Source organism: Pseudoalteromonas luteoviolacea (assembly GCF_021654285.1).
In the GTDB taxonomy this organism is placed as follows: Bacteria; Pseudomonadota; Gammaproteobacteria; order Enterobacterales; family Alteromonadaceae; genus Pseudoalteromonas; species Pseudoalteromonas luteoviolacea_J.
In genome coordinates this window covers 187,145-198,597 of sequence record NZ_JAKFZS010000001.1, presented here as the reverse complement: position 1 = coordinate 198,597, position 11,453 = coordinate 187,145, and the positions used below count along the sequence as shown (strand labels likewise).

The following is an 11,453-nucleotide window of genomic DNA, read 5'->3' as shown; positions in this document are numbered from 1 at the left end:
ATGAAAGATATTTTATTAGGTGTAAATGTCGACCATATTGCGACGTTAAGACAAGCTCGTGGTACAAGTTACCCTGATCCAGCACATGCAGCGGCTGTCGCAGAGCATGCCGGTGCAGATGGCATCACCATTCATTTAAGAGAAGATCGTCGCCATATTCAAGACCGTGACGTATATGTTATGGCAAAGACGATTCAAACACGAATGAATCTTGAAATCGCCGTCACAGATGAAATGCTCGATATTGCGTGCGAAGTAAAGCCTGAATATGTCTGCCTTGTTCCAGAAAAACGTGAAGAGTTGACCACTGAAGGTGGCTTGGATGTCGTTGGAAATTTCGAAAAAGTCAGTGATGCAGTTGAAAAGCTAAGCGCAGCGGGTATTAAAGTTTCTTTATTCATCGACGCTGATAAAGCACAAATTGATGCTGCTAAAGCGACAAAAGCACCTTATATTGAAATTCACACGGGCGCTTACGCTGATGCTGAATCAGATAATGAGCAGAGTGCGGAACTTGAGCGTATTCGCGAAGGTGTGCAATATGCAGACTCTATTGGCATTATCGTCAATGCAGGGCATGGTCTTCACTATCATAACGTAAAACCAATTGCTCAGATGCCTGAAATATATGAACTAAATATTGGCCACGCAATTATTGCGCGTGCAGCCATAGATGGCTTAGAAAAAGCTGTAAGAGATATGAAGCGCATTATGCTTGAGGCGAGACAAGCTTAACTTGTCACAAAGCGATAGCGATAAAAAACCCAGCTCTAAGCTGGGTTTTTTAATTATTGAGCAGACAGGTGATCAATAACCACTTGGTGGTGCTCTTTTGTTTTGAACTTATTAAATACGTGTTTGATTACACCGTCTTGTCCAATTAAGAAACTAATACGGTGAATACCATCATATTCTTTACCCATAAACTTTTTCAGGCCCCAAACACCAAATGCATCTGCGATGGCGTGGTCTTCGTCTGATAAAAGGTCAAAGTTTAATTCTTTTTTAGTCTCAAAATTTTTAAGTTTTTTAACCGGATCTGGGCTGATACCAACTGCAACAGTATTAAGCTCAGCGAGTTGCGCTTTGTGGTCTCGAAGCTGTTCTGCTTGGACCGTACAACCTGGAGTGAGTGCTTTTGGGTAAAAGTAGACTAAAACTTGAGTGGTCTCTAGTAACGTATTTAACGCAACTGTTTCACCATTTTGGTTTTCTAATGTAAAACTAGGTGCATTATCACCTGCTTGTAATGTATTCATTAATGATCCTTAGCGAATGCGTCTGAAAACATAATGTACGTTTGAAATACTAGATAGTTCTTCAAACTTTACTTTAAATTGTTCAAAATTTAATTCAGAGGGGGTGTTAAACTCCAGCTCGCAGCGCATGCGTAGCTCTTCGTCTTCCTCGAAGGTATCTGATTTGAGCGAGCAGATACTGATGTTTTGCTCGGCAAAAAAGCGCGTTACTCTGCTCAATGTACCTTGCGTATCAATGCCAGTATATTCCAACGTATAGCCCGCACTGAAGTCGTTTTCTGTGTGGCTAGAGGTACGCTTCATCATTGTGAGTAAGCCTAGCTCCATGCTTTTAGATGGCAGGGTGTGCTCAACTCGACTGATCGCAGCTATATCCCCAGAGAGCAGCATAGTAAATGTAAATTCATTGCCTAAAATGGCGATACGGCTGTCAATGATGTTACAGTTGCACTCGCTGACTAGCTGAGTAAGTTCACTGACAATGCCAGATCTATCTTCCCCTATAGCAGTTAAAACAAGTTGATGTGAAGTAAAAGTAGTCATACCGACGTCCTAGTTAGCTTGCGCCAAAGTGAGTCATAGAGGCTGTATTAAAACTATATAGCGGCGCATACTATCATAGATTAAAAGCCAGTCCTACTTGTCACTACGTTTGTACTGTTTTAAGGATCAGACAATTCGAGCGCGTGTTTCTTGTGTTTGCTGAATTTGCCAAGTAACATAGTGCAGATTTTTTGAAATTTAATTGCCTGCTCTCTAGAAAAATTAGTGTGGCTGGCAGTGAACCATTTCAGCATTCCTTAATCTTAAGTGAAAGAATAATTATATTGTGGGTTTGCTAAGGAGTTTTATTAGTGCAGTATTGGGTCCCTAAAGCGCTAACGTTCGGCGTTATACTCGGTTTATCAGGTTGTAGTGTTTTCACCAGTGACACGCATCATAAGAAAAACTATCGTGTCCACGAGGCTGTGCAAGTTCCAGCAGATCTCGAGCAACCTTTTCAAGATAAAGAATTTCAAATGAATGTAGCTGTTTATGAAAACGATGCTGAACCGCTCAGTTATCGTCCTCCTCAGCAGGTATTAACTCTTGCCAAAGGCAGCTGGGCTGAAGATAAAGAAGATATAGCACGTATTTATTTTGATAAAAATGATGGTATCGAAGCCTTAGATGCTTTTATCTGGGAGGCTGTTGAGGGAGTACTTAAAAACAACCAAACCACGATAAGCGAAGATGATCGCGCCAATGATAGAGTTGTGACTGGTTGGTATTCAATTATTAAGGCAGAAGAAGGCTGGTTCTGGGAGACCATTACTGAAGTATCAAGACAGCGCTTTGAGTTTACTTTATCGCAAGAAGAGCATCAGCGCACAGCATCTCTTGAGGCAAGGTTATTAGACTATCAAAGTGACAAAGTCGCATTGGATCCTTTATTACAACAGCAACTAGAAGTGCGCGCGTTAAATGCAGTGGTTGCTGAGTTTGATTATAGATACCGCTTATTAGAAGTTGAGTTACGTAAACAGCAAGGTGTATTGTCTCTTGACTTAGGCTTTGATAACGAAGGAAACGCAGCCCTGATCACACTTGCTGATAGAGTGTCTGTAATGGAGCGTTTATCAAATTTCCTTGAAAGAGTAAACTTTACTGTTATTCGTATCGAAGAAGATTCAAATGAAGTGTTAGTGAGATACCAAGCGCCTGAAAATAGTGTGTGGGATTCTATTTGGGGCGAAGAAGAGACAACACTGACACTCGAAGATGGTGATTATACTATCAAAGTAGGTGTGACGGATGATGAGCAAACTTCACTAACGTGGCTTGATGCGCAAGGCAATGTTCTGGATGCCACAACAATGGAAGCGCTCCAGCAAGGGCTAGTAGAAGCGCTAAGAAGTCGCGGACTAAGTATATAATTACAAACCGCAAAGTAGTTCAGAAAAGAGCGACAGCTCTTTTCTTTTTTTGGGATTTAGAAATGATGTCAGATACAACGCAAACATCTTCGGTAAATTGGCGAACTTGGTTTGCTTTTATAGTACCGTCACTTGTGGGTGTGTTCCTGTTTATGACTCCTGTCGCAATAGGCGATGCGATGACAATTCCTATTGCTGTGTTAGCAAAAGAGTTGCAAAGCTTAACGAGTCCTTTTATACATGCATTGATAGTTGGTATCGTATGTATAACTGGGGTTCTCAGCGTCGTAGTTAAGTTATTTAAGCCAACAATTTTATTAAAGAATGACCTTATCAGACACCTGTTCGATGTGAGCTGGATTTGGGTTATCACCAGATTGTTCGGTATGTTATTTATCTTAATGACATTCTTTAAAGTGGGACCTGAGCTAATTCACTCTAGTGGTACAGGGGCATTGGTTTTAAACGATTTATTACCTGTCTTATTTTCTGTCTTCGTGTTTGCTGGTCTCCTATTACCTTTATTGCTTAACTTTGGACTACTAGAATTAGTCGGTACTTTGCTCACAAAGGTAATGAGGCCACTATTTGGTGTCCCGGGGCGCAGCGCTGTTAATTGTGTAGCTTCATGGCTGGGTGATGGCAGTGTCGGTATTTTAATGACTTCACGTCAGTATGAAGACAAACACTATACACAGCGTGAAGCGGCTATTATCGGTACCACGTTTTCTGCAGTGTCTATTACTTTTTGCTTGGTCGTGATTGGCCAGGTTAAGTTAGAGCATTTATTTGCACCGTTTTACTTAACAGTGTGTGCGGCTGGTGTGGTGGCGGCGATTATTGTGCCAAGGCTTCCACCGCTGAGTTTTAAGAAAGATATCTACGTTGATGGCTCATCACACAACCAAGATTCTGAGGCGGTCCCAGAAGGCAAGACTCTATTTGGACATGCGTTAGATGTTGCTTTGCAAAAAGCACATAATGCACCGGGTGTAAAAGGGACGGTTAAAGAAGGTATATCAAATGCCTTGGATATGTTATTTGCCGTGTTACCAGTGGTCATGGCTGTAGGCACATTTGCATTGATCATTGCTGAAGAAACGCCAATCTTTCAGTTTTTAGGTCAACCATTTATTCCATATTTAGAGTTGCTGCAAGTGCCTGAAGCTGCAAAAGCGGCAGAAACCATAGTGGTTGGCTTTGCTGATATGTTTATTCCATCAATATTAGCAGCGAGCAATATTGAAAGCGATGTAACTCGCTTTATCATTGCCGCACTTAGCGTAACGCAATTGATTTATATGTCTGAAGTAGGCGCATTGCTACTGGGCAGCAAAATCCCAGTTAACATCTTTGAGCTTTTTGCGGTATTCATCTTGAGAACTTTGGTGACTTTACCTGTCATTGCATTGATGGCACATTGGCTTGTAGGTTAGTAGGCTATTGGCAGTGAGTGCGTTTGGGTACTCACTGCTTACTTCGATTCATCTCTATCTTCGGTTTGGCCTTTTTTATTACCTTCTTGTTCATTTGATTTGAGTTGCTTGTCGATTTTGCCCTTCACATCAAATTTATTGGCATATTTGAGCAACATAATGTTACCGATGATATAGCCTAGAACGGCAACAATGATCAAAATGACTTTCCAGGTTTCTAGCTTTTCCAAAATGGCTCCATTTGTCGTGTTCAGCGTAGATAAATCTGATATCCATAGGCTAACACGTATCTGTTTACTGATTACATCCTAGTCTACTAAAATCATCGCTATTGTACGAGTTTATACCGTGGCTACTGGTAGTAAGAGAAACTATTGTAAATAGTATGCGATATTCGCAGCTTTTTACGTTTACACTTGGTATCATTCTGCAGTCTGAGGCTGTGGTAAATGTGGCCTTTGAGATATGTTATTTTGATATTACTAATTAAATGGTTTGTGCGCCCATGGAGCAAGTTTTAATTTGGCCTTCTCAGTTTCCGCTTTTGCTAAAAGGTCTCGTGGAAGATAATGGCGCGTTTATTCTCGATGCGTTAGAAGCTTGGCCTGAATGTGAAGTGGTGAAAGATGAGCAAGGCGTTATTTTTCAAGTATTGCCGCCCATTTTTTATGTGGCATGGCTAAAGCCTTTAGATCCATTTGAGTCTTGCTTTTTTCAACATATCGACGACTATGACGAAGAACAACACTACTACGTGGCACAACTACTCAATCATATTGAACAAGCAGGCGTAAGTCGAGATGAGCTAACGGTTAAGCTACTAGGTTGTTTATCTCAGTACTCTAGTATTGCATCACAGGCGAAAATTCAAAACAAAATTTCTTTTATAGATTTGTTATTAAAGTATAAGCAATTTAAAACTTTATGTTGGCTACTGCCTAAGGGGTTTGTACTTTCTCCCGCACAGACATGTGAATTATGGATTCACGGTGGCCAACATAGTCGTGATTGTTTGACCGCTTGTTATAAAGAAGTATTAGAAAATATGGCACTTACCCAAGCTGAGGCAGTTCAAAGTCTTAATAACGGTTATGACTGTGAAGGTCTGTTAACCTTATTATGCAATGAGGAAGAGCGTCTGCAAATACTTGATAATGCGCTTTTAGAACAGGTGATGTCTGGTGCTGCAAAGCAGTCAAGTATGTTGTCATTGATTGAAAAGGGGGCAAGAGGGCATGGCGCTGATAGCGCAGGTAAATCTGCAATGATGTGGATTGTTGAGAAAGGGTTTGTTAGTGCAGCGCAAGCGCTTAAAGAGTTCCATGGTGGAATATCTTTGGATGATTTAGGGAGAAACCTAATGCACTATGCCGTGTTATCAAATTCTCGTCCTATGCTTGAGCTGGTTGAAGACATGGGAGTTGATCCAAGACTTGCGGATGCAGCTGGTTGCACGCCATATCGACTAGCAACAGAACATCAATCTGTAAATTCGAAAAAGTATTTAGAAAAACGCGGTATTATTGAGCTAAGTGAAGAAGCTAAATACCAGAGAATTTTAAGAGTTTACATCTTGAAAGCGTTTACTGTTTTGATTTTACCTCTACAGTTAGTACTTTTTTTAGATGTGGACCGCGATAACAAATTATCCATGGTGCTACTGCTCTCAAGTTGTACGTTATTTATTTTTGCACTCGCGCGACTACTAAAAAATCGCCGCCTTTTTCCGACAACTAAACTGCCATTAAGTTTACGTTTCTTGGGGGCATTGAGCTGGGTTAGCTTATTTATTCAAGCTATTTTTACGGTGGTTATGTGTTTGGCGGTAGTAACTATTTAGTTGGATGTTTGGTATTGAGTTGATTGAATGGCAGGTGATTACCTGCCATTTATGCTTGATGTGCTTAACTATCTAATGGTGTATTAAACTCAGCTGGGATTTCGAAGTCACCAGTGAGTTTAGCTAATTTATTATTTTTAAAGTGCACCACTAAACTTTTGCGAATTTCAGACTCTCTATCTATGTTAAACACGTATTTATAGTGCCACTTTGATGAGTCAAATGCGTCTTTAGCAACAGGTGTGCCTAAAACGAACATAACTTGCTCTTTGGTCATATTGATTCGGAGTTTGTCTACATCAGACTGCTCCAAAAAGTTGCCTTGAGGCACGTTTATCCTATAAACCCAGCTTGAACAACCGGACAAAAATATAGTCATTATGGCGGCGACTAGCCAAGTCATAAGGGGTTTATTGTACTGCATGTATGTGTATCCTTATTTTAGGTTATTACGAATGATACAGATTGCACTAAGAAGGTAAAGTAGATTGTGCATTTCGACTGTTGAATTTATAAAAAGTTTCTAAAATTGAGAATTTAAATTTGAATGAAAATAAACACACTATCAACACTTGGTATGTGTATATCGTGGAGAATAAACTAGGCCATTGGTATACAGGGATAACTAACGATTTAGAGCGGAGGGTTAATCAACATAACAAGGGGACTGGCGCTAAAAGTCTACGTGGTAAAGGCCCTATCTCATTGATCATGGCAGTATCAGGCCTGACAAAAGTGGAAGCTGCAAAGCTTGAGTGGCGAATAAAGCAACTCTCAAAAGTACAAAAGCGTCAACTGGTTGTGGAGGCGTTATCAGGCTCAGATACTAATGTAAGCACAAACTTAGTGATCGCATTTGAGACCTGTGTGAGCTTTTCAAAATTGATTTTATCCAATGAGTCATTAACTGAATGATGGTTTTTATCCATGCCTGCACCGAAGTATATAAATGGAATGTCCGCTCTATGAAAGGGGTAATGATCACTAGCTCTTAGCCAGTCAACCTGAGGTGCAGCTAACCTTCGGGCCATGATTTTAGCTGAGAAAAACAGCCTAAATTTAACAGGGGTCGCCATAAAGGTTTCTTCAATTTGTGCTTCAAAAGGTTTTAGGGTGCGCGAGGCAAGTGCGTATAAACGATTTTTTTTCTGTAAATCGAGCATATCAAGATTGATATTTATATAAACTTGTTGCTCACCCAGCTCTTTTACAAACGCTTTTGCACCATGCAGACCTTTTTCTTCAGCATCCGTTGCCACATAGATGATGTCTCTAGCAATATTTACTCCTTGTAATTGCCTAGCGATATCTATCATGACGGCAACCCCAGAGGCATTGTCATTTGCACCTGGGTAATGTCTACTGCCGCGAGTACCCAAGTGATCGTAGTGGGCAGTAATTACGATTGGGTGATGGCACTGCGCACGCTGACATGCTTGGGTTGCAACCACATTATGGCCTGATGCAGAGTCGAAAAAGCCATATTCAAACTCAAAATGCTGAAAGTGAACATCAAGGCCATACTTTTCGAATTGCCGAGTAATATAATGTGCGCTGCGATGTGGTTTATCTGCCCCAGATGGCCTTCCTTCGAATTCGGGGCTGGTTAATACCCGCATATCCCGTTCAAGTGCATATGCTTCGCAGCAACACAATAATATAATAAGCAGTCTAATTTTTAGCCACTGCATCTAGCCACTCCAGTTTACCCCTATATTGTTTTTGGTTATGTTCGAACTCAGCATGATTTAGTGCGCGTTTTATATGGTGCTTTGTTTGTACTAAATCGCCTTTTGCGAAGTAGGCTTTGGCAAGCGCAAAATACCCCTCATGTAATTGACTGTTAATCTTAAGCGCACTTCTGTAGTGCCTAATTGCTTTATTGATCTTGCCTTCTTCCATCGCTTGATTGCCAAGCGTTAAGATATAATATGGGTTATTTTTTCTGTAGTTGTGCAGGGCAGATCTAATTTCTTCCGCTTGCTTGGTGCGATTAGTTAGATCATATAGCACGGCTAAATTCCCTTTTGCAGTGTTGTTATTAGGATCTAAAGATATTGCTTGGTTATAAAAAACCTCGGCGGTATCGAACTCGCCTGCTATCCGATACAGTATTGCGAGATTAGCCCAAGCACTGGTGTAGTTAGGGTCTAACTCGATAGCAGATTTGAAATAACTAAAGGCAAGGTCATGGTTACCTTCGACCATATTGATCGCGCCCTTATTGTTATAGAACATAGCTGTGACACGGTCTTTAGTGATGGGAGTCGTTCTAAAAGCTTGTTGTCGACTATTGGGATCGAAGTCGATGGTTAATGTTCTTGGAGTCGTATGGAGTACTTGTTTAGTATAATAACGTGTTCTGTCTTCATGAATTTTTAGATTGATGTGACCACTTAGAAAGTTATAGCCTCGGCTGGTAGCCCAATATTCTGGAACATGTACTTTTTGAAATTCGGCTTGAAGATTTAAAAAATCTGACAAACTGTAAGCTAAAATTGATAAAGATAAACAGTTGGCGTTAAGGTTTTGGTAAGTCTGTGATGCTGTAAGATTAGCATCACTCATATACAATAGTGATTCATCTCCATTTTCTAGTAAAAACTGCATAACGAGTTGTGCTTGCTTTATCTCTGGTTGATCATTTTGTCTAAATAATTTTTGCAGAGAACTTATTATTTGCTTGTCTAAAACGAATATCTCTTCCTGAGATTCGACCTTCAGTATTTCGAATGGTGCCTGGTTCAGTAGGGTTAAGTTATTTGGGTCGACCGTTCTCGTTGTTTGACAACCACTCAGTGCAAGACTTGATATGACGAAAGAAAGAGTTAAAGCGACGCTTTGAAAACTGATTTTCATGTTATTTACTCCCACAGCCTTTTATTACTAGACTAGCGAACCTTGAGAGTAAATACAGAAAAAATTGTTACAAAGCGTTGCTTGATTATTGAGCTTTTATTCTAAAAGCTGGCAGCTAATTTGTCTAATTCCTTTGCTGAGTCAGCCAATTGCTGAATGGCTTGCTCAGTACTGAGCTGATCATTCATGACTTCATCACTTATTACACTGATCTGCTCTATGCTCCTGCCGACATCGACAACTACATTGCTTTGCTCTTCTGTCGCAGTTGCAATGAGTGTTGTCATATCATTGATTTGATTTGCAGTTTCTGTGATGCTATCCATTAGTTCAACCGACGTTTGCATTTGAGATACACTGTGTTCAGCTTGTTGTGATGACAGTGCAATCTGTTCAACGATTGAATCAGATGCTGCGGTGAGCTCGGTTATTGTCGCCTGGATCTCGTCAGTTGATTGAGATGTACGACTGGCCAGTGCGCGTACTTCATCTGCAACGACAGCAAACCCTCTTCCATGTTCACCGGCTCTTGCAGACTCGATGGCGGCATTCAATGCTAATAGGTTTGTTTGTTCAGATATACCTCTGATCACATCTAGAATATTAGCAATGGACTGCGTTTTGCTTGCAAGGGTTTCAACTTGGGTTGCCATATTTTGAATATCCGTGGCCAGTTCCATCAAGGTTTCTTGGCTGGTTTGTACGCAGCTGTGGCTCTCAAGTGAGCTTTCTTTACTGGCCAGCGTTAGCTTGGCAGTATTATTCGCACTGCCTGCAATTTCTTGTACTGTCGCTGCCATTTCATTTATAGCAGCTGCGACCGAAATAGTTTGATTTTTTTGCTCATCAAGAGACTGAGAGTTACGTTGCGTTTGCTCAAAAACTAATTCACTGGCTGCGCGAATGTCCCTGCTTTCTGTTGCTACCTTACTTATTGCTGTGTCTATTTTACCAATAAATTGGTTAAAACCGTCACCAAGTGCTGCCAACTCAGGCTGCTCAGAGCGCGGTACGCGATAGTTTAAATTGGCATCTCCACTACCCAATTGCTTAAATACGTCTGCCATTCTTAATAATGGTGCGCTTAAAGTACGTGCTAGCAATACGCTAAAAATGCTCGCAACGAAAGCTATAATGAGTGCAAAAGTTACTATCTGCCATTGCAGCTCAGTGACTTGAGCAAATACTTCTTGCTGAGGCACCTGAGCAATGACATACAAGTCTGTATCTGGAATACGGTGCGCAGCAACGAGCACCGCTTGCTCATTAGCCGTTAACTCTAAAATATTTAATCGTGAGTTATTTAGAAGTTCGCTTGCCGAGCGCGCGCCATAAAAGTCAGCAAGCGTTGATTTTGCGACCAAGCTGGCATCAGGGTGTAGTTGTACTTGGCCTTCTTGATTAACTACAAAGACAAACCCAGTTTGCTCAATACGCATGTTGGCAAGCTTTTGCTGCATGTCGTCAATGCTTTTAGCAAGACCTGCAAGGCCAATCCCATTGGTTTGCTGGTGATTGACAAACATTTTCACATCACCAGGTGACTCTTGAAAAATACTAATCGAATAGGTATTTCTGCTTTGGGTAAAAGCAAAAAACCAACTATCTTGTTGCATATTCAGCACACGTAAGAAGCCGTCTTGATTCCAATATTTGTTGTTTTGTCTATTTGCCCAAGAGGCTGTAGCCAAACCATATTGTTGCTGTAGTCTTTTTAGTTCGCTAAGTAAAAGATCTTCGTTTAACTGACCATTTTTAGCTGATTCAAGTATGAATCGGTTACTAGAGAGTTGCTCTGCCGCATTTTTTAATACGACAATTTCTTGCTCAAGAGACTTAGTGATACTTTCGACTTTGCTTGGTAGCTCAGAACCGAGCATTCTAGATTCAACCATAGATTTGGATTGATAAATCGAAATAAAGCCAATTAAACTAGCAACTAATATTGCTGTTGCACTACCTAGGATGGTGATTTTTTGAGTGATTGTAAAGCTGGTGTTACTCATTTAACCTACAGAAACTGATTACCGCGTGGTGATAATTCTAACATGGTCAATAATTAACACATATAGATTTATTCGTTATGCCGTATAAATTTATGAGTAGTTTATTATATTCCTCATTTAAATGTATGAAAAAAAGC

11 protein-coding genes and 1 pseudogene are annotated in these 11,453 nt (G+C 40.6%); 5 read left to right on the top strand and 7 right to left on the bottom strand.

The features are described 5' to 3' along the window. The gene (gene pdxJ / locus L1077_RS00640; RefSeq protein WP_237135159.1) at nt 1-735 is read left to right on the top strand and encodes a pyridoxine 5'-phosphate synthase; all 735 of its coding nucleotides are present in this window, start codon (nt 1-3) and stop codon (nt 733-735) included. 53 nt (nt 736-788) lie between these two features. Here pdxJ and bcp read toward each other — a convergent pair whose 3' ends face one another. After that, nucleotides 789-1,259, bottom strand: coding sequence for a thioredoxin-dependent thiol peroxidase (bcp, locus tag L1077_RS00635; protein ID WP_237135158.1), 471 nt, complete (start codon nt 1,257-1,259; stop codon nt 789-791). Nucleotides 1,260-1,268: 9 nt separating this feature from the next. Next, a complete protein-coding gene (locus L1077_RS00630) occupies nt 1,269-1,802 on the bottom strand; it encodes a glycine cleavage system protein R (protein WP_237135157.1) in 534 nt (177 codons plus the stop codon). A gap of 311 nt (nt 1,803-2,113) precedes the next feature. On the opposite strand from L1077_RS00630, the gene bamC reads away from it, so the two are divergent. Next, nucleotides 2,114-3,175: an outer membrane protein assembly factor BamC gene (bamC, locus tag L1077_RS00625; protein ID WP_237135156.1), complete on the top strand. Its 1,062-nt coding sequence runs from the start codon at nt 2,114-2,116 to the stop codon at nt 3,173-3,175. A gap of 65 nt (nt 3,176-3,240) precedes the next feature. Beyond that, the gene (locus L1077_RS00620) at nt 3,241-4,611 is read left to right on the top strand and encodes a YjiH family protein (protein WP_237135262.1); all 1,371 of its coding nucleotides are present in this window, start codon (nt 3,241-3,243) and stop codon (nt 4,609-4,611) included. Between the two features lie 38 nt (nt 4,612-4,649). On the opposite strand, the gene L1077_RS00615 is transcribed toward L1077_RS00620, so the two are convergent. Next, nucleotides 4,650-4,841, bottom strand: coding sequence for a DUF2897 family protein (locus L1077_RS00615; RefSeq protein WP_237135155.1), 192 nt, complete (start codon nt 4,839-4,841; stop codon nt 4,650-4,652). Between the two features lie 275 nt (nt 4,842-5,116). Here L1077_RS00615 and L1077_RS00610 point away from each other — a divergent pair, with 275 nt between their 5' ends. Next, a complete protein-coding gene (locus L1077_RS00610) occupies nt 5,117-6,451 on the top strand; it encodes an ankyrin repeat domain-containing protein (RefSeq protein WP_237135154.1) in 1,335 nt (444 codons plus the stop codon). A gap of 64 nt (nt 6,452-6,515) precedes the next feature. Here the strand turns inward: L1077_RS00610 and L1077_RS00605 are convergent, their stop codons facing one another. Next, on the bottom strand, nt 6,516-6,875 hold the full coding sequence (locus L1077_RS00605; RefSeq protein WP_237135153.1) for an outer membrane protein assembly factor BamE: 360 nt from the start codon (nt 6,873-6,875) through the stop codon (nt 6,516-6,518). A gap of 155 nt (nt 6,876-7,030) precedes the next feature. Here L1077_RS00605 and L1077_RS00600 point away from each other — a divergent pair. Next, nucleotides 7,031-7,228, top strand: a pseudogene (locus L1077_RS00600) (GIY-YIG nuclease family protein); the annotation flags it as partial. A gap of 14 nt (nt 7,229-7,242) precedes the next feature. On the opposite strand, the gene L1077_RS00595 reads toward L1077_RS00600, so the two are convergent. The 3 genes from L1077_RS00595 to L1077_RS00585 all read right to left on the bottom strand — a co-directional run bounded on the left by L1077_RS00595 (nt 7,243) and on the right by L1077_RS00585 (nt 11,316). Further along, entirely contained in the window at nt 7,243-8,142 is a 900-nt protein-coding gene (locus L1077_RS00595) for a M20/M25/M40 family metallo-hydrolase (RefSeq protein ID WP_237135152.1), read from the bottom strand. Beyond that, entirely contained in the window at nt 8,123-9,310 is a 1,188-nt protein-coding gene (locus L1077_RS00590) for a tetratricopeptide repeat protein (protein WP_237135151.1), read from the bottom strand. The genes L1077_RS00595 and L1077_RS00590 overlap by 20 nt, the downstream gene beginning before the upstream one ends. Before the next feature lie 101 nt (nt 9,311-9,411). Continuing rightward, the gene (locus tag L1077_RS00585; protein ID WP_237135150.1) at nt 9,412-11,316 is read right to left on the bottom strand and encodes a methyl-accepting chemotaxis protein; all 1,905 of its coding nucleotides are present in this window, start codon (nt 11,314-11,316) and stop codon (nt 9,412-9,414) included. Between the last annotated feature and the right edge of the window lie 137 nt (nt 11,317-11,453).